Genomic DNA, 22,297 nt, shown 5'->3' on the forward strand with positions numbered 1-22,297 from the left:
AATCAGCAAAATGGAAGACGTTTATGTTTGAGTGGCTGAAAAAAATATTGGGAATGCAAATGAATACTCCTTCGCCAGAGCAGAAAGACGAAGAAGGTGTTTCTGTGCCTAATTCTACATACGACAGACTTGATGAAAGAGAGAAGACTGCGAAGAACGAAAAGGAAGGTTTAACGCAATCCTCTACTGATTGGTATTCCATAAAGATTCAACCCAAAAGTGTTCGTCAAATATCGAAAATTTTCCATTCAAGAAAATGGGAAGAGTTACCTACTTTAAAGTCGCTGAAAGACGAGAGACTAAAAAGAGAAGCGCATGAGTTGAAACTCTTGAAAGAGAAAATTTCAACTTTGCTGGGAGAAGCCGAGAAACGTATTGCACAAGGCAAAGCCATAGAGGCTAAACAATCTCTGCTTTCCCTGCGTGATAAAATGGTAAGGATAAAAGATGCTGCCATAAGACAACGATACACTCAAGCGCAAGATGCTTTGACGAAGTTGGAAGATACGTTGGAACAAAAACGGATTGCCCGATTGGCGGAGGAGCAAAGACGTAAAGAGGAAGAGGCACGCAAGAGAAAAGAGGGGCAGGAACGAATCAAAAGAGAGCAGGAACGTCAGGCAGAAGAACTTCGTGAAAAACGCCAAGCAGAAGCGGACAAACATGCTGCAGAGGCTCTAAAAAAGGAACAGGCAGAGCAAGCCGAAAGGCAGCGGCTGGAAAAATTATCAACTGAAAGAAAAGAAAATTGGAACGATTTTTATCAAGTGCTTGTCAGTAACGGCATTAGTTATTTATATCATTTCACGGACACAAGAAATATTCCCTCAATAAAGAGACATGGCGGTCTGTTCTCATGGTATTATTGCAAGAACAATAATATAAACATCCCATGTCAAGGCGGGGACTACGATTCAAGAGAATTAGACAAGAAATACGGGTTGCAGGATTATGTGCGTTTGAGTTTTTGCGATGACCACCCCATGGCCTATCGCTTGCAACAATCGGGTAGCGATATAATAGTCTTGCGTATCAAGATAGATGTCGCATTATTGAAAGAAACATTGTTCTCTGACATCAATGCGGCTGACAAACTTCATACACATGGAGGTAGCTTGGAAGATTTGAAAAGGGTAAATTTTGCAGCTACAAAAAGGCATTATATTTCAAGAAACGATGAGGACTTCAAACCGCATCAGGCGGAAGTTATGGTAAAGACATTTGTTCCACTAAAATACATTGAAAATATATGATATATGTAGAAAACAGAAAAAGAAAGATAGAACGAATAAAGGAAGAGTATCCCGATGCCGACATCTTGGATATTACCTCCAATTCAGAAACAAGGTATGCCCAAATTTTAAGTCCGTTCTATCCTCACGGAAATATCCCTATTCCTTTTACGGATGGGCTAAAGGCTACTTGCGTGGAGGCAGTATGGCAAGGGTTGAAAGTGTTTGAAAGTGCGGATGTGGATTTTTCTACATTCAAGAATGATACAATGCAAAACTTGAAACGGACAGTAAGAAAGTTTGGCATCCCCAAAGGGCATCGTAAAGGTGCCTACGGCAAAGAGTTGTTGGGCTATTTTGAGGCAAGGATGCTGATTTATTTGCCTACATACAAATGGGTACTAGATAATGTGCCGGAAGTCCACCATGTCGTGGAAAGGATAAAAGAACGAAATAAAATACGGGATATAGTCTTGTTGGACTATAATACCAACACGAATTTTCGGGATGTTTCAAAGCCTCTGTCTCATGCCGGATTGGTAAAACTATACATTGAAGGAAATTATCCCAAGGGAATAGAAGGTTACACCCCTATGAACGAAGAGGAAATAGAAGCGAAAAGAATCAAGGAGAAAGGGATAAAAAAAGAGTTAAGAAAAAATGCCAAGAAAAAAAAGAATACACAAATTGGCAATATGTTTGACGAATTAAATACAAAGGAATAATATGCAAGAGTATATCGGTTTGATTGTTGCTGTGGCTGTCGTTTTAGTAGTCATTGCATTACAAGTTTCCAATTTCTTAAAAACAAAGAAAAGAATTGTTGAGTTGCGGGACTTATTCAAGGATGTAGATAACCTTTCATTGAAAGAAACATCCATAACTTCTGATATTTTACGAGATAAATTCTCCTTGCAGAAGTTTTTAGCAAACATTCCTTCAAGAACCGAAGATGAAGAAGGATTCGATGAGGATTCTACCAATTTATCGCTAATAGTATTTCAAAAAGGAGGAATGCCTAAAGGGCGGTTGGGTGTTATTATCCATAGAACCAATGAATACCTATGCAAAAATACAGGGACGAGTGCCGACCTAAGTGTCCTTAGAGATATTAGTGATAACCAAAAAGGCGCATTGGAAGATGAAATTCATAACAGTCTAAATGTGCCTTTGTATTTAGGCTTGGCGGGTACTTTTGTGGGTATCATAACAGGACTAATTGGTGTCGATTTTAGTCAGATTTTTGGTCCTGCAAGTGACTTGAAAGGATTACAGCATCTGTTGTATGGTGTGGTCGCTGCAATGTTCGCAAGTTTGTTGGGTTTGGGATTCACGGTCTATAATAGTGCCATATCATACAAGAATGCCATATCTAAATCCAATGAAGGTACGGAAGAGTACATCAATTTTTTAAGAAGGGAACTGATGCCTTTACTTTCAAATAGCATGGCTTCAAGCTTAAACTCGTTGAAAGGGGTTCTTGGTCATTTTGTAGATAAATTCGGGCGTAATCTCGATGCCTATGCGGATTCTGCCGAGTTGCTAAATGACAACCTCGAAAAACAACATCTTGTTTTGTCGGAGATAAACAAACTGAGTTTGACACAGACAGCAAATAAAATAGCGGAAACATTTATGCAGTTGAAAGATTCTTCTGACTCGTTCAATGTATTCCGCACCTACCAAGAGCAACTTAATTCAACCATTTCAAATGTATCTGGAGTGGTTAATCAAATTCAGACGTTAATCAGTAACTTTAATGAGTTTGCTGCTGGTCTTTCCGTTGTGGTCAGCAATCAAAACAAGACAGCGGAACTCCAGAGAGAGTTTCAAGAAGCTATCACGACTCATTTCCCTACGGGGGGAGAGGCAAGAGATGTCTGGAGAAAAGAATTTGATATGCTTATATCAGAGGGAAAGAATGTTTCTGAAAGCCTGTCCACACAGCTTGCTGCATCAACAGAATATATACAAAACTTCATCGCGAATAATAAGGACTTCTTTGATACATTTGACAAGTTTCATGAAGTGCTTGGTACGATGGTGCAATATACACAAGTTCAAGCAGAATGCTATAAGGATTTGAAGGGCGAAATTTTAAATCTCCGCAAAGATTACAAAGACGCTCAGATAGAGTCAATTGATTTACACAAATCAATGCTGAAAGCCATAGATTCTATGACCAAAGCCCTTAACGAAATCAAGAAATAGCTATGGCAAGGGAAAAGCATAAGGATTCATTTTGGCTCAGTTATTCTGATTTGATGACAAGTTTGTTCTTCATCATGTTGGTTTTGTTTGTTGTGTGTATTTGTAAGATGAAAATGACAAACTCTCAGTTAAATACTGCCTTAAAAGAAGCGAATGCCTCCAATGAGCAACTCCAACAAATTCTTCAATTGGAAACTCAGTTTGAAGAACTAAGCAAATCTTCGGATTTGAAGTATGTTGAAGAAAAGAAAATGTTTGTAGCCAAAGATTTTATCGGTGTAGAGATATTCAATCCTAATAATGATGTGATAAAACCTGAATATATTGAAACTGTAGATAGGGTCGGAAACTCGTTGCAAGAAATCGTAAAACGGTTGCATGAAAAGAATCCTAATCTTAATTTTCAGCTTGTCATAGAAGGAAATGCGGCAATACCATGGCAACAATTAAGGGAAGATTCATATAATGCAGATAATCTTGAAATGTACAAATTGAGTTATCGCCGTGCCTTGGCTTTATACCAAAGGTGGAGAGCAAAAGGATTAAATTTCAGAAACTATAATACAGAGGTTATTATTGCAGGCAGTGGCTTTAATGGAATAAATCGTGATATGAAAGTTGAGGAAAACAATAAGAGGTTTATAATACAGATTATTCCAAAGATTTCAAGACCCACCCAATTTAACTTATGACTCAGTACACAATAAGCAGAAGGCATTCTATGACAATCAGCGCAACTTTCATTGTGAGGGTTGCGTCGATTATTCATAGTAATATGCGATATTATCTACTGAGATTTCTTTGCTCTCTCTTAATCTTCCAGTCATACTTACCCTCTGCCACATCGCCTACCTCTTTGAGTGTATGGCGATGTTTGATTTCATCAAAGGGCTGCTTATGTTCCGCATAGCCACACAGCCAGTCGCCAACAGCCTTTTGCATTTCGGTTGTTTTCCCATATTCCTGCATCACGCTCTTGATGTCTGCGGCTTCGGATGGGGCAAACAATGACTTGTACTGCTCCGTTCCGAAATGGATAATCGCATTGATGGCTCGTCTGAACACTTCGCTTGCTTGGTAGAGAATATCGGCAATGGCATTCAGAACTTTCCGACCGGATTCCAAAGCCTCTTGCAACAAGCGGATTGTGTTGTCTTTCTTCTTCGTGGCTGTGAGAACCGCCTGACTAATGTACTGCTGCATATTCGCTTCGTGTTCTTGAAGTTGCCTGACAGCTTCGTTCCTCTCTGTGATTGATGAGCGACTTTGCGCCAAAGCCCTGTCTCGCTCGGCTTCGGCACTCTGTTTTGCTTCGACCAGAGCCTTTGTCAGTTCTTCCACCTTGTTTTTTACGGCATTGGGAAAGGCTTTCTTGATACGCTCGATGTCGGCTTTCAGTTGGGCATTTTCCTTTTCAACTGTGGCAGATTTGCCGACTCCGACAAAGCTACCGACACTATCCAGTATGCTGTCCATCTTAGCCTTGCGCTCGTCTTTGAGCTGCCTTTCCTTGTCAGCAATCTCATTATCAAGCGAAAGGCTGTATTGTTCTTTCGCCTTGTTCTCGCCCTCAATGGACTGTCTATCGGCTTCGGCTTTCTCCTTGGCGGCAAGGGCGGCATCCTTTTCGGCTTTGACCTGTTCGGCTTCCTGTTTCTGTTTGGCGATGATGAAGTCGTTCCGTTCCAAATGCTCCTTGCCTGTCAGTTTCTTTGAGATACCCCTCTGCATCTCCAGACACTCAGCCAAAACGGTCTGCATTTCGCACATGGCTTTCTCGTCCAATTTGTAGGATTTGCCTGTTTCGTGGTTCATCCAGTCCCAGACGATATGTGCGTGAAGATTGGGCTTCCAAGTGCCAATGTCTTCGGGATTACTGTAATGCCCCTCGTCACGGTGAATGAACACTTGCAATGGTGTGATGCCCCATCGTCCCTTGCATACCTCACAAAAATGCTTCAACTGTTCCATTGTGGTATCTTCCTTTATTACCACCACACCCTCTTTAAGCGGAGTGCTGCCACGGACAATGGTCACCTTTCCTGTCTTCTTGTTCACTCGCTCACGGTCTTTGGTCTGCATCGCCCGACCTGTCTTTTCCTTGACCATTGCGGCTATCTGATTGTAGCGTTCCTTGAGCGATGTGTTGCCAAAGTCGGGTGCTACCCACGCTTCATTTTGCGGCATGAGGTCAGTGCGTATGTAGAACTTTTCCTTGCGGATGCGGGCAAGGTATTCTGCTGTCCGCCTGTTATGGGGTTCGCTGCTGCCGATGTTGCAGGGCTTGATGTTGATGGATGTCTTCTGTGCCATAAATTTATTTTTATTCAGGTTTCACAATGGGTTATTAGGGCATAGCCTTAATCGGAGGGTGCAGGGAGAGGGGCACTTCCTGCTCCGGGTTCTTAGGGCAGTGCCCTAAGTGGGACGGGGTAAAGCCCAGCTCCTCGGGAGAGCCCACAACTACGGAAGCGAAGCGTGTAGTTATAGTGGGCTATATCAGGGCAAGCCCTGTCATCCACGCACCCAAGCCTCTGTCACTAACCACAGAGCAGATTCTTTTTTCCCTTATGTTAGTTTGCTCATTAAATATTCATTGAAGTCTTTATATCCATCATACTCCTTTGACGCATCAGTACACCTGTCGCCCAATGCCGTTACCATCTGTTGAGTTCCCATCTGTCCGGCTTTGTCATTATCCAGATGGCAGTATATATCTGAATAGCCATTAAGGACGAACAGGGCATGTGGAATGTTTACGATGGAGTTGAGCACCACTGCATCGCATTTGCCATAAAGAGTGAGATAGGAAAGGTAGTCAATGAACCCTTCAAATACGTGACACTTCGTTTCGTGATTTATTATGGTGGTTATTGCTTTTGGGGCTATACAGCCTTTGAAGTATGGATTGCGAAGTTCGTAACCACCAGCATCATTCCTGAATCCAATGGCAAAATAGTTCTTGCCACAACTTTTGTAGTGTATTTCCAAGCACTGACTTTTAGCCATAACTGAGTCAACTCCTCTTGACAAAAGGTAATTCAGTAGAGCAGGATGCGCCAGTTCTTTTACTTCAATATCCTTAAATGAAGTCGTCTCACTGGAACTTACCAGTTTGACAGGTGGTGCTGGCATGATAATTGAATGGTTCATTCTGTGCAATACTTCTGAAATGTTTTGCGTGTGAAACAGAGCCATAGCCAAATCAATGATGTTGCCTCCCTTGCCCAATCCGAAATCGTACCATAAATTTTTGTTCAAATCAACTTTGAATGAAGCGGTTTGCTCAGTATGCAGTGGAGACAAGTACCACCACTTATACCCTTTCTTATTTATAGGCTCATATCCTTTGTCTGCGAGGAAGTCGGATATTTGGATTGTCTTTACTTCTTGTATAGTCATCATACGAGATTGAATTGTTGAAATGTTGAATTGTTGAGAGAAATGGCTGGTGAAAAGAAAAACTGCTTTCTCTTTTGCCCAGTTATGCTTTTTGTTGAGATGCTGTTGAATTGTATTTGTTTGAATATCAAAGATTAATTTGTTGTTCTCAACAATTCAACGACTCAACATAAGGTTACATTCCTAAAGAATCTATGAAATCTTTGGTCACCGTATAGAAACGCCCGACCCTGCTGATAGCTGATACTCGTCCCGGTTTGCCATAATCGCACTGGTAAGTGAGATAGGTAAGCGCATTGTGTGCCGGAACAAGCCGCCAGACATCTTTAACCACCTTTCGTATTTGCCATTGCTCCACCTTAACCCCGTTCATTGTTAATAGAGGAATCAAATCTTGGGGAATAAAAGAGAACTTGTCCACATGCTGCGTTTCCATAATATCGCGTATCAGTTCCACTATGTCCAACTCCGTATGATTACGGTTACACTGAATGATGCGGTCAAGAGCCTCAGTCCTAATGAGAGCTGGATTGAACCACATACGTCCTTCCTTAATGGTGGATAGAGGACGATGCTGTAAATGATAGAGAAATGCCGGTATCTGCTCTTTGAGCTTCAATAAAAAATTAGTGTCATCGCTTTCGAGTGGACGGATTTTGCGTACCCAATAGCGATTTTCTCCCGGATCTATGATAACGGGATAGAGTTCATTATTGGAACAGAGTACGAATTTGGCAAAGAAGTTCACCTCCTGTCTGTCTTTTCCTTTAGCTTCCACTTTGTAAGTTTGGGCAGTGCTGAGATTCTTCAACCTTTCGGAATCTTCCCTGCGGCTCAGTAGCACTTCATCTACCACAATAAGAAGTTTACCAGCCCAGTCTGCATTGAACTGGCTTCTAAAATCTTCATTTGTATTAAAGGTGGCATTGTCCTGAAAGATACTTTTGAGGAAATTCAAGAATGTGGTCTTGCCTGTGTTGCGCTCCTCTGATACCAATAGGAGTATGGGTAATTTCTGTGTAGGCAGCGTATAAAGTAATTGCATATAGTCCACTCCTAATTCGTATTGTTCCTCAAAGATGTGATGCAGCAATTTCTCAATATCGGGGAAATCACCTTCTGCCGGAACGTGGTCGATTGGTTCATAGAGATTGTAAAAGCCAGCGATTTCCTTTTGGTAGTTAGTATGGCTCGGCACTGTACAAAAGCCATTATACTTTGTGATGGGAGGAATATTGTCTTTGCCGTAATCTTGCCGGATTGTACCAAAGCTCCATTGTATTCGCCGAATGACTGTTGTGCCATCGGCCAATGGCTGCTGCACGACCTTATATATGGTGGTACCTACCCGAATGTATAATTCTTCCATATTGTTTCTCTTGGGATTATACGTTCAATTCACTACAACCGTGACCCTGTACTTTTGATTTCACAAGTGAAACAATCTCCCTTTTTGAGTAAAGGTTACGCCCACCTAACTTGTGAACGATGATAATGCCCTCTTTCTGCATACGCCACAAAGTGGTGTAGGTGATGTGAAGACGTTCACATACTTGGTCGCGCGTATAGTATTCGTCACTCTCTTCTGATGTCAAATCGGATTGGGGTTTCTTTCCTACCAACTCTTCCACCAATTCGGAAACAACCTGCTTGAGGTCATCCTTCTGTAACATGATAAAATTTCCTTGCATAATATGTTGTTTAAATGATTATGCTGCGAAATTACTATGGAACACAAAGAAAGTACCTCGGTAAAAATCGTGTCAATTTCTGCCGAGGTGCTTTTAACGGAATAGCGTTTCTTTTTAACTAATCAAGCGTTTATGGTGGAATCAATATACATCAGGGGAAAGCAAAGTGCGTAGTCTTATGCTCATCAATTTTGCTTGTTCCTTTCCTGATTGAATGGCTCTTTCTGACAAACTCAAATTATAATTATAGTCATGCTCATTGATAATAGCATTATAAAGGGCTTCTGCCCAATCAAAACCCGATTTGAATCCAAGAGACGGGAATTTCTCCAAAATGGCAGTATGGAAAGTTCGGTAATTGTAAGAGTCATTAAGCAAGCCGTCATTAGCCAACGCAGCAAAGATATAGGCAAGAACGGAATCTGTACCATTTGTTTCCATCCATTCGGTAAGTATTATCTGTATCTCATTGGCAAGAAGTTCCGCATGAGGTTGTATAAGCATTTCTTCAAGCAGGACACAGGCTTGCTTGCGTCCACGGCGACCTTTGGATTCTTGCAAGGTGGAGCTGAGCACTTTTGCCATACCATTTTTACCCATAGACTTCCATGCGCCTTTGGTATAAGCCGCTTTGTCAAGGCTGGTAAGCATTAAAGACCTTACGAATTGTCCTCCAAAGCTTTTCATCCAAACGGAGGTGTTCTCATCCATCATTGTTTTAGAAAGTAAATCTGCCACCTTAACAAAACCATCATCAAATATCATCCAGTAGAACGCACTGCACATGAAAGGATTGTTATGCAGTAACTTCTGTTTCGTAGCCTCTTGATTAAATGTAGAATCGAACAAGGTTGTCAGTTTCTCATGGACTTGCTGATGGTTGCTTGCGAATTGGGCTTTATTGTAGCTTTCTGTTCCGGGACAAAGACTTTCAAGCAATTCTGCAATGCCTTTAATTCCATTGAGTGATAGCATTTCAGTCAAGTAAGTAATACCTTTAAGAACGAAAGTCATGTCACCTTCGTATGCTTTGGTAAAAAGATTTGTGAATTCTTGATAGTCTTCGGGATGGTCATAGTGCCAGCGGCGCAAACTCAGTAAATTCAATTCCTTGTTGACCGCCTCCTGAGTTTCACGTTTCTTGTCCTCTAAATAGGTATGAATACCATCTTTGATATATTTTGCATCCTCAGATTGCTCAAAGTTGGTCATGGCATTTTCTATTTCCTCAACCCCATTATCCAGTTCCAAATAGCAATACAGACAACAAGCGGACACATTTCCATCTTTTATGGCATTGGCAAATCTGTCAATTATCTTATCGGCATTTTCTTCTTCTGTGGTCATAATCTCCAAGATTATGCTTTGGAGCGTGGCCATTTCATCGTCTATCAGTTCATTGTAGTTATCACACAACGGATTCTTTAAGACTGATTGAATCTTGCCCTTAAAGTCTGAATAGATTTCCCGATTCGTCTCAAGCCATTCCTGCATTTTCGATTGACAGGGATAGTCATCATGGTGAAGTTCCTTTATAGCATCGTCCATATAAATAATGTGCTGATTGGTTAATCCTTAAGACACGCCAACGGAATGACCTTCACTCCATCAAGACGAGTGTAAGCCATGCTTCCACCTGTCATAACAATAAGCAAATCGGGTTCCCGAAGAGGTACTTGTTTTTCTGTTTTGTTGTGCTCCTGTATGAGCCTTTTGAGTTCGAGTAAGTGTTTAGCTCCTTCATCGATTTCGCTACTACCAAGTTTACACTCAATGAGAGCATATCGTCCATCTTCCAGATGTAACACCAAATCCGCTTCCAGACCATATCTGTCTCTATAATAGGAAATATGGCTATTGAAATCTGCTGTGTAAATCTTCAAATCTCTTATACACATTTGCTCAAAGATGAAGCCAAATGTCTTGAGTTGAGTCTCTAAAGCCTCAGCATTGACATTCATAGCAGCCGCTGCAATAGATGGGTCAACGAAGCAACGCTTGGAAGAACTGCGGATAGCAGTCTTGCTACGGATAGCAGGACACCACGCATCAATATCTTGGATAACGAACAATTTTTCCAAGGCTGCAATATAATCATCAAAGGTATTCATGGACAAACTAATGTCTTCCGATGCTGTGACATCTGCAAGGATATTGCTTTTCTTGGCTAGTGTACTAATATTTCGAGCATACGACTTCATGATTTGTCGAGCAATTTTGGGATTTCGCTGTCTGTTATCTACTGCTGAAATATCATTCTCGCAGACACTATTTACATAATCCTTGGCGATGAGCATACTTGCTTTTGCAGACATCTGCAACGTGGCAGGCCAACCTCCCCGGCAGGCTGCCAGAATCAAACCCGGAATATCTAATTTGCTTGAAGCACCATCAATATCGTAATCAGGGTTGTTGAAAAGTTCCTGAATAGAGACTTCTCCTGATGACTCCAAAGATTCCCATAAACTCATCGGGTAAATCTTCATGCGTGTAATACGCCCTGTCCCCGTATGTCGAATCTTCGTTTTGTCTACGGTGTTGCTTCCCGTCAGGATAAATTGTCCGGGCTTGCCTCCTGCATTATCGACAGCTGTACGTACAGCGTCCCAAATCATCGGGGCATCTTGCCATTCATCAATCAACTTCGGCTGCTCTCCTTTCAACAATAAAGAGGGCTTTGTGGCTGCCGTAGTAAGATATTCTTCTGCTTTATCCGGGTCTTGTAGCTTAATTACGCTTTTGGCTTGCTGTTCTGCAGTAGTTGTTTTACCTGTCCATTTCGGACCTTCTATCAGCACTGCTCCAAATGTTTCCAAGCGTTCTTGAAGCATTTTGTCTGCTACTCTTGATAAATATTTCATAACGATTGCTTTATTTTAGTGCAAAGGTACTGATTTTATTTGAAATACAACTATCTATTTGGTATTTTTGCGGCATTTTGCTTAGCATTTTTGTGGTGATCTATTCCGCATTTTTGCGGTAATTCATTTGGTATTCTTGTGATAAATAGACCGTATTAGTCAGATAGATTAGCCATCAACTCCATACGTTCCTCTTCACTCAAACCTTTCAGCATCTCAAGCAAGGCTTTCTTATCTACAACCGGAGCAGCCTCCTTGGGCTTCTCATTGAGTAGATAATGATTATACTCCAGCATTTTTGCAAGAGGATAAGCACCGATATAATTGGAAGTAATGTCACCGCCACCACTATGTCCCATGCTGTCGCTTATGTATTTATAAGGTACAGCTCCTGAATTATTAAGGTTGGTGGCGAAGCTATGTCTTGCCCAAGTCGGTGATGGCATTTGCTCCATTTCCAAAAGCTTGGCAACTTTGGCCATGTGTTCACGTATGTATCTATTGTAGCGTTGGATAACCCATATTTCTTGTTCGGGCGAAAGAAGCTCATTCATTATGGGGAATACTCGCCTTCCAAGTTTTGGGACATTTCCGTATCGATTAAGTATCTCTTGAATTTCAGGGGTAACGGGAAATATCACTTCGCTGGCACTCTCGTTTCGCTCACGAGTCTTGTGCCTAAGAAAGCGCAGTTGTTTGCCATGAGTGGCATAGTATAGTTCATCATAAGTCAGACGGAGAGTATCGGCAAGGTTTTGCCCATCACCTAAATACATAAAAAGGAATAATCCAAGATCGCGAAATATGGCATGCTTCTCTCGCCCAAGGAATAACTCGTTTCCGTCTTTGTCCTTTGCCTCGTCAGCTTTCCAGAAGTCATAAAGTCTACGCATGGTAGCCACATCAAGAAACTCATGCTTACGGCTTTGGGCTTTATTGTAGCCTGTGTCTTTGAACATCTCTTTGGTGTCTCCTTTCATCAGACCATTTGAGATACACATATTGATAATGGTTCTCAGGCTACGAAGCGCGATGGCAATAGTGGTGGTGCTCAGTTCGTTCTTTTTCATGATTCTTACCCACTTCATAATAAACTCCCTGTTAACATCAGCAAAAGATACGTCTGTTCCCAAGTCTTTTACAAAACGGTTGCGCACATCCTTGCTACAACGAGCTGAACCTACTTTGCCCTCATTGGCCTTAGATTGGATATATGAATCCCACACCGTAATAATGGTGCTGTCATCATCCTTTCTGCCTTGAAATCTGTCTTGTAGTTTACGAAGAGAGAAGTTGTTTTCTGAAATAAGTTGATTGGCTATAAGCTCCACCCTATCCATCAGATTCTTCATGTCGTTTCTCTCTGTCAGTTGAATACGACGGCCACTTTTCTCATAATCACAGAGAGCCAACCATTTTTCCATAGTGTATGTTTTGCCCAAACGAAGAAACACTTTCTGTCCGGCATGGCATACACGCACGGCAACAGGAAGCGGTTGCGAGTAATCTCCTGCTTTTCGTATGTCAAGAGTCAACGAACCATATACGTTACCATTCGCAGCGGTAAATTTAGCTAGGCATTTCTCGCCTCTTGAAGAGGATTTCACTTCCTCTTTGGCCATTCCGGTGACCTTATCAGTTCCTTCTTTTCTCATAATGCGTTAACTTACAAGTAATACTTCGCAAATTTTGGTGACCTTCAGGTGACCTTTTCGCATGAAAACTACCGCAAATATAGTTATTTTCCTGCAAACCACAAAATCCAATAATTGCTGATTATCAGCATATTTACATCCCATGTAATTACATGAAACACCACGCAAAAAGACTCATAATCTGGAGGTCCCTGGTTCAAGCCCAGGCTGGTCCACTGAAAAATTCCTGTAAGTGAAACACTTGCAGGAATTTTTCCTTTTATAGCTATCCTCCAACTAGAGGAAAGATAACTGAAATCATACAATATCTACCCGATATTGCTGCATTGTTGTTCTTTAATTGTTCCTAAACAGGTAAAAACAACAGAGGCAGAAATACAGAAGAATAAACAATAGGGGAATAACACCTATAATATTAAGCTTTAGAGTACCCAATATTAAATAATTCCAAAGTGTTTCAGCGCCTTACAAAGCCCGTCATTCTCCACCGTATCAGTAACAAAATTGGCTGAAGCCTTGACTATCTCCGATGCATTTCCCATCGCCACTCCGATTCCGGCAGCTTTCAACATAGGAATATCATTACCACCATCACCGCAAGCCATTATTTCCGTCATTCCGATCCCATAATAATCAGCAAATACCGAAAGCCCGGTTGCCTTACTTATTCCTGCCACATTCACATCAGCAAATAAAGGATGCCAGCGTGACAAGGAAAGATTAGGCAGAAACGGCATCACTTTTTGTTCCATCTCATCATCGATATAAAAACAAAGCTGACAGCACTCTTTCTTTTCAAACAGATCTTCAATGTCTACAACGGCCGGAATAGGGTGTTCCACGATTTTAGCAATCTGTTCGACAGTCGGAGTCAGACGATTGACAAACACACCTTCATCCAATTCAATAGCGACTGCAAAATCAAAGGCCTTTGCTATTTCCATGGCTTTCTTAAAATCATCTTTCGGAATAAGGTGCTTTCTTATCACAGTGCCATCCCGCAAAACACAGTCGGCTCCATTCAACGCGATAATTCCGTCATACGGAACATCAGCTATTTCATGAAGGTCGCCCGCCGCTCTACCGGTAGCAATGGCTATTCGAATTCCACCGTCATGAATCTTCCTAAGGGCATCAACAGAGGATGGCAACACTTTATGAGTTTCAAAACTTACCAATGTTCCATCCACATCGAGCATGATCGCTTTTATCATAACATTTATATCTTTATTCATTCTTCGACAAATCAAGGGAAGCAAATCGACTATCCTCGACTGATAATCAGAGCAGTCAATTAACCAGTGACAAAGTTACTGAAAAAATTCCCATAACAAATACAGACCTCCAACACATAAAATAAAAAAGGCAAAAGGATCTCGTTTCCTTTTGCCCTATACCTATTGATACCAACTGAAAATTGATAGTAAACGTTAGCGGAAGTCCTTCAACTCTTCCTGCAATTTCTGACGGGTAAAGAATATGCGGCTCTTTACAGTACCTAACGGAAGATTCAACTTTTCTGCAATCTCACGGTACTTGAATCCTGAAACGTGCATAGCAAACGGAACTCTGTATTCTTTCGGCAGAGCATTGACTACACGGCGCATTTCCTTTAAATCGTAAGCTCTTTCCGTACTTTCAAAACCTGAATCCTGCGGCAGGTTTAGGTGATAAAGGTTCTCAGTCTGATCGACAAATGTCTGGTCGCGCACTACTTTGCGGTAATTATTAATAAAGATGTTCCGCATTATCGTATACATCCATCCTTTGAAATTTGTGTCGGGAGTATATTTATCTTCGTTATCCAATGCTTTTAATGAGGTTTCCTGCAACAAATCGTTTGCTTCTTCACGATCGGTCGTCAGTTTATATGCAAAACGGAGTAATTCATCCTGTACTCCTATCAGATCTTTCTTGAAGCTTAAACTTTTCATATACGTTATTTTTTTAATTGTGAGTATTCGTTATCATTATTTTGATGCTGCAAGTTTACGGGTTTTCAACAAATGTGACAGGTGAAGAACAGACATTGTTTAGGGGAAAATCTATCGGCTGATAGAATTTAGGTCATTTCTGATAGTATTCAGGTGGTTTTGAGACTGTCTTTATAGCGAAAATCCCATTTTGAAGCCACACCTGACTCAAAATGGGATAACACAAACAAAACAAACAATATTAGCGATTTTCACAAACAGCTGTCTTTTTCATCTTTAAAAATTCATAAGACTTAATTTAGAATCTGTTGCTAGAACATTCTAATTGTGGGCACAAAAATATTATTTTCTGGCAAAAAGAAACGTAGGATTTAAGAATAGTTATAAAGAATAATTGTTTTATGTATAAAAAATTGTGTCTGACTATTAAGAATTGTATTTGATATTTGCCATCAAAAGAGATATAAATGCTTCATTTGATGATATTTTATAATATCAGAATTCCAAAGCGATGTAAATTCTCCTACTTCTTTTTTTCACTAAGAATTAATTTCTATATTTGGAGAATATACAACCAAATTCCGATTTATTATCTATGACTGATACCATCTCTTACCAATATGCAGCTCCTTCCGCCCTGCAACGGTCGGCCAATCAAGACGAACTGTTTCTTGCCAAATACAGCGAAATAGAAAAGAAAGAAGCACCTTGTTTCTTTTGGGGAAAGTTGGCACAACCCTACATGACAGCACGCTGCCTCATCGCATTATCCAACGTTGTGCAATCCAGTTTCAATCTGACACCGGCACAGCTTGCCATGCTGAAAGATCCGATTGTAACCGCAGGAAATGACCGCCTGCGCTTTGAAGGATTTTCTAATTGTGCAGGTGTATATGCCAGGGTCGACGTACTTCCTGACGGACACGACGGAGAATTTCCGGAAAACGGGACAACAAACGTAGATTTTAATCCCGGAATGATTTCCGCTTTAGGAGGAATAGGCAGACAAGAGAATGTGGTAATGTCAGTCGGTCCCAAAGAGGTGGGGCTTTATCATAAAGGGGAGAAAGTGATAGAACGGAAAGTACCTCTTCCCGTGAAATGGATAAAAGGACTGACCACGGTACAGATTTATCAATCCGTTGCAGAACAGCTCTACTCCTTCAATCGCATACAAACCTTGCAACTCTTCCAGACTCTTCCGAAAAGTAGCGTGAAATGCGACTATTATTTAGTGATGCGCGGTCAAAAACCCGCCTTTTCACCGGTGAAAAGCATGAATGCCGTCTGCATTGGAGGACTTCATCGCTTACGTCTGCTCGAGCCCTTGCTTCCGTTTGCCGATGAGCTGAAAGTCTTTGCACATCCCACCATGCAATCCACCATTTGGCAACTTTATTTTGGTCCGGTACGCTTCAGCCTTTCTCTTTCCCGCGAATGTTGGAGAGGATTTTCCGGAGAAGGCGCCGCACTGGAATCTCTGCTCGAGGACGTCCCCGAAAGATGGATAGAGGCAATGGACAAATACAGTTATGCCAACCAACAGTTCAACCCCACTCTTTTTGCCATAGAAGAACATATTGACTTGGATAAGGTGGATTCCCTCTCGGCACGGCTGGCAGCAATGGGATTATTGGGATTCGATCTGGATGAAAACAGTTTCTTCTACCGTCGTCTGCCCTTCAAAACCGAACGTATTTTAAGTCTCAATCCTCGAATGATAGCTGCAGAAAAACTATTGGAAGAAGAAAAAGTAGAAATCATATCGAATGACGAGAAACGGACAGAAGCACGTGTGGCAGGAAGCGGAGGCGTCAGGCATACGGTCATTCTCGACAGAGAAAGTGAGAAAGAGCGTTGCACTTGCACCTGGTTCAGTAGCAATCAGGGAGAACGGGGAGCTTGCAAACATATTCTGGCAGTAAAGAAACTAGTACAATGGAAGAATTAAAAAAAGAACTGGAGAAATTATCCAAAGCTTATGTGGATACTCCGGAGAACGAAGAGAAGATATTAATCCCTTTTGTCAAGAGATTACTGGAGTTACCAATGAAAGAAAGGCGGAAACTGCTGCCGGTTATCCGGGATTTACAATGGATAAAAAGCAAGTTTGCCGGTTTCAGTAGTGAGACAACCTGCAGTGCGGCACGGGCACATTTTCTATCTGCTGTCCAGTTTGTCTGCGCCAACAAACGGGAAATGGATATGGCCTATCATGTGAAGTTTGATACGCTTTGCAAACTGCTCCCGCTTTACTACCCCACCTGGCTGACAGATTTCATCAACGATGACAAAACTTGGTTTAATTTCGATCTCAATTACGAACAGCTGACGCAGCTCATGGATATGGGATACCTCAAAGATATTGCTCCAAGCCGCATTGCACATGTATTCCCCTGGATTACCCGTATCAGAAATAAAGAGCCCAAAGGAAACGATACTTTCAACAGTGAGTTATTACTCAAGCGGGATATCACCCTGAAAGAACATATCTGGACGATTTTCGAATACGAATCGTCCATCAGCTATCAGGATGATTGCGCCAAAGAGGCTTATAAAAAAGGAGTTACCGCACAGGATGAAAGTATCAGTGCTGCCCTCTACCGTTTCTCGCTGGACGGCCATCTGGATAGAGAACGCCTACTAAAAGCCACACTCGCCACTTTTCACCGGAGCTTCAAAAAAGACATGGCAGGATGGTTTGCCGGATTCTTTGAAACTCTACAACCAACTACCGGAGAACTGTTATCCTTGCAAGAAGAGATGATGCAAATATTCACCTCTTCTTATACAAAACCGGTGAATGTGATGTTGCAACAACTGAAAAGTATCGCATCCGAAGAGGGATTCCGTTATCAGGAATTCATCGAACGTGCAGCTCCCCTTTTCTTCTCCAGCCCCAAAAACTCGCTACTTACCATCCATACTATCTTTGAGAAGATCGTTGCACGGCATCCCAAAATGAGAGAAGTCTGCTGCATCACTCTCTGCCAACTGTTCCTGAAGAAGGACGAGAACCTACAAAAGAAAGCCGCCGACTTCATCATAAAATATGGAGACGCTTCTTCGTCCAGTCTCCAAGAGACATTACAATCCTATCAGCCGGAGATGTTTCAAAGCGTACAAGCAATACTCATATCTTTCAGAGTACAGTCTGCCGGAGTATCAAATGCGACAGACATGAATCTTGAAGAAATCATTCATACCGGAGGAAATATTACAGACGAAACCTCCTTTAACGAGGAGCCGTCTTCGGCAACCGTCCGCATTTGCAGGGAAGACAACCATATTCCCTTTCCTGCCAGCAAAGAAGATTTTCTGTTCCAACTTAGCCGCCTGTTCGATATGGAGGAAAGCTGGGAGATAGAAACAACAGTTGCCGCTATTATCGCCTTCCATCCTCAACTGAACAAAGAAGATTTCGACCGGATGGGACCTGTTTTCCAACGGGCAACCAATATCGTAGCCAACAGTTGGGAACCATACGAGGAGCTTCTGGCTACCTTCCTGTTGGAATATCAACGTCTATGGACACAGACGACAGACACCTCCCGCACAGGATTCTTGAGAAATATGTTCACCCGGCTGGAAGAAAGACTGAAAGGAAGAGATCAAAACAGGGGAGCTTATGACGAGCGTTCTTTCAAACGACTTGCCGACTGGAAACCCGGCTACAGCGACGCAACCTGTTTCACACCCGTCCAACAGTTATGGCTGAATGTAATCCGTCAACTAAAGGAGAATAATACATTGCCCTTACTTTCCACTCCTACCCATACTCCGGCATACATACAGGCCACCGAACTGATACGCCGCCTCGCCGCATATCAGGAAGCAGGCACAAAGCCCTGTCCATGGGATTTCCAACTAGCGATTGCCCGCTGTGCCATGGAAGGCAAAGAAGAAGCCGTCACCACCGCCCGGCAACTATTGCAAGATGAATACCTCCATCTCTGCCTGTTCTTGTTGGATGAGAACACACAACCCGAACCGCCCTACAACCATCCGACCGGCTGGGTAGCCGCCGGACTGGTAAAAGCACCGGAAACTGAATTCGAAGTATTCAAGTCCTTCGCCTGCTGCACGTTGCCACACAACTATCTGGCAGGAGACTATGGGTGGAACAAATTGAAACCAAAAGAGAAATCATACGAAACGGACAGGCGTCTGCTTGAACTCGATTCCTACAAATGGCACAAATACGTCGAATTCAACAGCCATCAGCTATGGCAGGAACATCTGATTATCAACAGTAAATATAATATAGACGACTCCCGCTACATGGAACCTCTGCTATGTTACTTCCCTAACCGGCCGGAACCGTTGATAGCCCAGATCATCACCTGCTACATGGCTTTCGGCACTCCGCAGGAAGACAGCAAACGCACCCTCACCTGTGCTTTGCGGATGCTCCTTTCTTTCCACTGCCCGCTTCGGGAGATGAGCCTGCTCTTATTAGGCGGTTCACTACTTTTCGTAGACAAGACAGTCCGTTCCTATGCAGCGGAATTATGGGTAGAGGGACTTGCCGCAAGAAGAATAAACAACCGCCGGGTAGGAGAAATCCTGGCTCGCCTCATCACGATGGAGCTTGCTCCGCTAAAGCGCTTCACCACCCAAGTATACGAAAGCATGTACAAACGAAGTACTTTCCACAACCGTCAATTGGAAGAGCTACTCACAGTCTTTATCAGCGGATTGCCTGACAAACCCGTCACCGGACTCAAACAGCTGCTCGAACTCTATCTGGAACTACTGACTATCAACCATAGCAAAGTTACAGACGAACAACTCTTACAACATCTGCAAGAATGGGCAACGAACAGCAACCTGAAGAAGGTGGCAACTTCACTCAGCAATCTATAATGGATTGAAAAGACTTAATCCCTTACTTTATGCCACAGTATTAGTACAATTGTGACAGTAAGATGGTACTACCCGATCACTTAAACAACCAGAATTTAAAGGCAGCTTATTGAAGCTAAAGCCTAAAAGAAGTATCTTTGGCACACTAAATACAAAAGGCTGAATGATCATTCTGAAGTATAGTTTACCCATCCTCTGTCTGCTACTGACAGGATGCTCTTTCCTTTCGAGTCATAAAGAAGAAAAGGAAAGCATCCCCCTCGTAGAATACGAACATACGCCGGAGAATATACAACCGTGCGAAGAATGTTCCACCGTCTCGCCACCGGAGCGAAGCGAAATGGCTCTCTACATGGACTCATTAGGACTCATCAATATAGCTGATCTGGACAGCAGCCTCGTCGTAAAACTAATGTATACACAGGCTGATAATTTCACGGGTGAAGTGCTTTACGACAACTTAACGGAAGCCTACCTGCATCCGGATGCGGCATACGCTCTGATAGAAGCACAAAAAGTATTGAAGAGACTACACCCGTCTTACAGTCTTATCATTTACGATGCGGCACGTCCAATGTCAGTACAGAAAAAGATGTGGAACGTAGTGAAAGGAACGTCCAAATATAAATATGTCTCCAACCCCAACCGTGGAGGCGGATTACACAACTACGGACTGGCAGTAGACATCAGTATCCAAGACTCTCTGGGACAGCCCCTGCCTATGGGAACCAAAGTAGACCATTTAGGCGTGGAAGCACACATCACAGACGAGATCGGATTGGTACATAATGGAAAAATAAGTGAAACGGAGCGTCAGAACCGGTTACTGCTACGAAAGGTGATGAAAGAGGCCGGATTCCGTGCATTACCCAGCGAATGGTGGCATTTCAATTTTTGCAGCCGGGACGTAGCCAAACAGAAGTATAAGTTAATACCATAACCGACATTCAACAACCCCATAATCAGAGCTCGACGATTCATTGTAATATCCTATAACACAATAACACCATGATGCAAATCTCCCCTGAAACCCAACTTTTTATTCGAGAACATTCATCGGACGATGTACGTGCACTGGCTTTACAAGCTAAAAAGTACCCGGATATAGATATGCCGACTGCCATCACCCAAATTGCAGGAAGGAAGGTAGCGGCTGAAAAGATTCCCTCATGGTGGGAGATGGAAAAGATATGGTATCCGAAACATCTGTCGCTGGAGCAATGCTCTTCAGAAATCACCGCCCGCTACAAAGCACGTCTTTTGCAGGGAGATTCTCTGACCGACCTCACCGGCGGATTCGGCATTGACTGTTCTTTTCTTGCCACCGGATTCAAATCCGCCACTTACGTAGAACGTCAGGAAGAACTCTGCGAAATAGCGGCACATAACTTTCCCGTACTGAATCTAAACCATATAAACATAAGAAACGAAGACGGAGTAGCCTACCTGCAAGCAATGTCCCCCGTAGACTGCCTCTTCCTCGACCCCGCGCGCCGCAATGAGCACGGCGGAAAAACGGTTGCCATCTCCGACTGCGAACCGAATGTAGCCGAACTTGAAGAGCTTTTACTTCATAAAGCCAACCGGGTAATGATCAAACTTTCCCCCATGCTCGATCTTTCGTTGGCACTGAAAGAGCTGAAACATACACAAGAAGTTCACATTCTGTCCGTCAACAACGAATGTAAGGAATTACTAATCTTACTCGGACAAACATCACCGTCAGAAATCTCCATTCATTGCGTGAACCTCTCCACGAAAGGGACTCAAGAAGAACAACACTTTGTATTTACCCGCGAACAGGAGCAATGCAGCGAATGTACGTATACGGATTCTTTAGAAACCTATCTTTACGAACCGAATGCCTCCCTTCTGAAAGCCGGTGCTTTCCGTAGCATTGCAGCAGCTTACCCTGTCCGCAAATTGCATCCCAACAGCCATCTTTATACTTCCGATACTTTCATTGAAAACTTCCCCGGAAGAATATTCCGTATTGTCAACCAGTGCAGTTTCAATAAAAAAGAAGTAAAGGAGAATCTGGCAGACCTGAAAAAAGCAAATGTGACAGTCCGTAACTTCCCCGCCACAGTAGCCGAACTCCGCAAACGAATCCATTTGGCTGAAGGAGGAGATACCTACTTATTTGCCAGCACATTAAATAATGGGCAAAAAGTTCTGATCCGCTGTGAGAAAGTCTGAACTATTTTCTATTTTTGCAAAAAAAGGTGCGACAAGAAGTCGTACAAGTAATTGTTCAGCATAATGTCTGAACCTGTTGTTCCGTCAACAGTAGCCTAAAGAGGCGTGCTTTACGAGTAATTGTTTGGTGCGAAGCCCTCTTGACAATATGGTTCTATGCAGAAATATTCAATGTATAGGCTGTTAGGCTGACCGATATGAGTAACGTATGTGAACCGCTGCACCATCGTAACAAAAGAATAGCTT

17 protein-coding genes are annotated in these 22,297 nt (G+C 42.5%); 8 read left to right on the plus strand and 9 right to left on the minus strand.

Annotation, left to right across the window (positions count from 1 at the left end):
• The first annotated feature begins 53 nt into the window (after positions 1 to 53).
• Genes AAHJ11_RS15820 through AAHJ11_RS15835 form a run of 4 tightly spaced genes read left to right on the plus strand, consistent with a single transcriptional unit; the run spans position 54 to position 4,135 of the window.
• A complete protein-coding gene (locus tag AAHJ11_RS15820) occupies positions 54 to 1,253 on the plus strand; it encodes a DarT ssDNA thymidine ADP-ribosyltransferase family protein (protein ID WP_413579782.1) in 1,200 nt (399 codons plus the stop codon).
• The gene (locus AAHJ11_RS15825) at positions 1,250 to 1,957 is read left to right on the plus strand and encodes a DUF6939 family protein (protein ID WP_413579784.1); all 708 of its coding nucleotides are present in this window, start codon (positions 1,250 to 1,252) and stop codon (positions 1,955 to 1,957) included. Before AAHJ11_RS15820 ends, AAHJ11_RS15825 begins: the two co-directional genes overlap by 4 nt.
• A 1-nt stretch (position 1,958) precedes the next feature.
• The gene (locus AAHJ11_RS15830; RefSeq protein WP_413579785.1) at positions 1,959 to 3,443 is read left to right on the plus strand and encodes a hypothetical protein; all 1,485 of its coding nucleotides are present in this window, start codon (positions 1,959 to 1,961) and stop codon (positions 3,441 to 3,443) included.
• Between the two features lie 2 nt (positions 3,444 to 3,445).
• Positions 3,446 to 4,135 (plus strand): hypothetical protein, encoded by a 690-nt coding sequence (locus tag AAHJ11_RS15835; protein WP_413579788.1) that lies wholly within the window; start codon positions 3,446 to 3,448, stop codon positions 4,133 to 4,135.
• A 91-nt stretch (positions 4,136 to 4,226) separates the two neighbouring features.
• On the opposite strand, the gene AAHJ11_RS15840 is transcribed toward AAHJ11_RS15835, so the two are convergent.
• The 9 genes from AAHJ11_RS15840 to AAHJ11_RS15880 all read right to left on the minus strand — a co-directional run bounded on the left by AAHJ11_RS15840 (position 4,227) and on the right by AAHJ11_RS15880 (position 14,986).
• Positions 4,227 to 5,756 (minus strand): mobilization protein, encoded by a 1,530-nt coding sequence (locus tag AAHJ11_RS15840; RefSeq protein ID WP_413579790.1) that lies wholly within the window; start codon positions 5,754 to 5,756, stop codon positions 4,227 to 4,229.
• Positions 5,757 to 6,011: 255 nt separating this feature from the next.
• Positions 6,012 to 6,848, minus strand: coding sequence for a toprim domain-containing protein (locus tag AAHJ11_RS15845; protein ID WP_413579792.1), 837 nt, complete (start codon positions 6,846 to 6,848; stop codon positions 6,012 to 6,014).
• Positions 6,849 to 7,020: 172 nt separating this feature from the next.
• Positions 7,021 to 8,214 (minus strand): primase-helicase family protein, encoded by a 1,194-nt coding sequence (locus tag AAHJ11_RS15850; RefSeq protein ID WP_413579793.1) that lies wholly within the window; start codon positions 8,212 to 8,214, stop codon positions 7,021 to 7,023.
• Positions 8,215 to 8,230: 16 nt separating this feature from the next.
• Entirely contained in the window at positions 8,231 to 8,536 is a 306-nt protein-coding gene (locus tag AAHJ11_RS15855; RefSeq protein WP_373171670.1) for a helix-turn-helix transcriptional regulator, read from the minus strand.
• Positions 8,537 to 8,677: 141 nt separating this feature from the next.
• Complete coding sequence (locus AAHJ11_RS15860) at positions 8,678 to 10,084, minus strand: DUF6043 family protein (protein ID WP_413579795.1); 1,407 nt, start codon at positions 10,082 to 10,084, stop codon at positions 8,678 to 8,680.
• A gap of 20 nt (positions 10,085 to 10,104) precedes the next feature.
• Complete coding sequence (locus AAHJ11_RS15865; protein ID WP_413579797.1) at positions 10,105 to 11,397, minus strand: ATP-binding protein; 1,293 nt, start codon at positions 11,395 to 11,397, stop codon at positions 10,105 to 10,107.
• 155 nt (positions 11,398 to 11,552) lie between these two features.
• Entirely contained in the window at positions 11,553 to 13,052 is a 1,500-nt protein-coding gene (locus AAHJ11_RS15870) for a tyrosine-type recombinase/integrase (RefSeq protein WP_413579799.1), read from the minus strand.
• Between the two features lie 437 nt (positions 13,053 to 13,489).
• Complete coding sequence (locus tag AAHJ11_RS15875; protein WP_217721027.1) at positions 13,490 to 14,266, minus strand: Cof-type HAD-IIB family hydrolase; 777 nt, start codon at positions 14,264 to 14,266, stop codon at positions 13,490 to 13,492.
• 216 nt (positions 14,267 to 14,482) lie between these two features.
• Positions 14,483 to 14,986, minus strand: coding sequence for an RNA polymerase sigma factor (locus tag AAHJ11_RS15880; RefSeq protein ID WP_148365742.1), 504 nt, complete (start codon positions 14,984 to 14,986; stop codon positions 14,483 to 14,485).
• 595 nt (positions 14,987 to 15,581) lie between these two features.
• Between AAHJ11_RS15880 and AAHJ11_RS15885 the strand changes: the two genes are divergently transcribed.
• The 4 genes from AAHJ11_RS15885 to AAHJ11_RS15900 all read left to right on the plus strand — a co-directional run bounded on the left by AAHJ11_RS15885 (position 15,582) and on the right by AAHJ11_RS15900 (position 22,051).
• Complete coding sequence (locus tag AAHJ11_RS15885; RefSeq protein WP_413579801.1) at positions 15,582 to 16,937, plus strand: SWIM zinc finger family protein; 1,356 nt, start codon at positions 15,582 to 15,584, stop codon at positions 16,935 to 16,937.
• Complete coding sequence (locus AAHJ11_RS15890) at positions 16,925 to 19,852, plus strand: DUF6493 family protein (RefSeq protein ID WP_413579803.1); 2,928 nt, start codon at positions 16,925 to 16,927, stop codon at positions 19,850 to 19,852. The genes AAHJ11_RS15885 and AAHJ11_RS15890 overlap by 13 nt, the downstream gene beginning before the upstream one ends.
• 163 nt (positions 19,853 to 20,015) lie before the next feature.
• Positions 20,016 to 20,792, plus strand: coding sequence for a M15 family metallopeptidase (locus tag AAHJ11_RS15895; RefSeq protein WP_322019574.1), 777 nt, complete (start codon positions 20,016 to 20,018; stop codon positions 20,790 to 20,792).
• A 68-nt stretch (positions 20,793 to 20,860) separates the two neighbouring features.
• Positions 20,861 to 22,051: a THUMP-like domain-containing protein gene (locus AAHJ11_RS15900; RefSeq protein WP_195649402.1), complete on the plus strand. Its 1,191-nt coding sequence runs from the start codon at positions 20,861 to 20,863 to the stop codon at positions 22,049 to 22,051.
• Positions 22,052 to 22,297: the final 246 nt, after the last annotated feature.

The sequence above is a fragment of the Bacteroides sp. 90-K9/2 genome, assembly GCF_047310725.1.
Classification (GTDB): Bacteria; Bacteroidota; Bacteroidia; order Bacteroidales; family Bacteroidaceae; genus Bacteroides; species Bacteroides vicugnae.

Excerpts from the sequence above, each read along its gene's own strand:
- AAHJ11_RS15820 (WP_413579782.1), top strand. The coding sequence starts at position 54 with ATGCAAATGAATACTCCTTCGCCAGAGCAGAAAGACGAAGAAGGTGTT.
- AAHJ11_RS15825 (WP_413579784.1), top strand. The coding sequence starts at position 1,250 with ATGATATATGTAGAAAACAGAAAAAGAAAGATAGAACGAATAAAGGAA.
- AAHJ11_RS15830 (WP_413579785.1), top strand. The coding sequence starts at position 1,959 with ATGCAAGAGTATATCGGTTTGATTGTTGCTGTGGCTGTCGTTTTAGTA.
- AAHJ11_RS15835 (WP_413579788.1), top strand. The coding sequence starts at position 3,446 with ATGGCAAGGGAAAAGCATAAGGATTCATTTTGGCTCAGTTATTCTGAT.
- AAHJ11_RS15840 (WP_413579790.1), bottom strand. The coding sequence starts at position 5,756 with ATGGCACAGAAGACATCCATCAACATCAAGCCCTGCAACATCGGCAGC.
- AAHJ11_RS15845 (WP_413579792.1), bottom strand. The coding sequence starts at position 6,848 with ATGATGACTATACAAGAAGTAAAGACAATCCAAATATCCGACTTCCTC.
- AAHJ11_RS15850 (WP_413579793.1), bottom strand. The coding sequence starts at position 8,214 with ATGGAAGAATTATACATTCGGGTAGGTACCACCATATATAAGGTCGTG.
- AAHJ11_RS15855 (WP_373171670.1), bottom strand. The coding sequence starts at position 8,536 with ATGCAAGGAAATTTTATCATGTTACAGAAGGATGACCTCAAGCAGGTT.
- AAHJ11_RS15860 (WP_413579795.1), bottom strand. The coding sequence starts at position 10,084 with ATGGACGATGCTATAAAGGAACTTCACCATGATGACTATCCCTGTCAA.
- AAHJ11_RS15865 (WP_413579797.1), bottom strand. The coding sequence starts at position 11,397 with ATGAAATATTTATCAAGAGTAGCAGACAAAATGCTTCAAGAACGCTTG.
- AAHJ11_RS15870 (WP_413579799.1), bottom strand. The coding sequence starts at position 13,052 with ATGAGAAAAGAAGGAACTGATAAGGTCACCGGAATGGCCAAAGAGGAA.
- AAHJ11_RS15875 (WP_217721027.1), bottom strand. The coding sequence starts at position 14,266 with ATGATAAAAGCGATCATGCTCGATGTGGATGGAACATTGGTAAGTTTT.
- AAHJ11_RS15880 (WP_148365742.1), bottom strand. The coding sequence starts at position 14,986 with ATGAAAAGTTTAAGCTTCAAGAAAGATCTGATAGGAGTACAGGATGAA.
- AAHJ11_RS15885 (WP_413579801.1), top strand. The coding sequence starts at position 15,582 with ATGACTGATACCATCTCTTACCAATATGCAGCTCCTTCCGCCCTGCAA.
- AAHJ11_RS15890 (WP_413579803.1), top strand. The coding sequence starts at position 16,925 with ATGGAAGAATTAAAAAAAGAACTGGAGAAATTATCCAAAGCTTATGTG.
- AAHJ11_RS15895 (WP_322019574.1), top strand. The coding sequence starts at position 20,016 with ATGATCATTCTGAAGTATAGTTTACCCATCCTCTGTCTGCTACTGACA.
- AAHJ11_RS15900 (WP_195649402.1), top strand. The coding sequence starts at position 20,861 with ATGATGCAAATCTCCCCTGAAACCCAACTTTTTATTCGAGAACATTCA.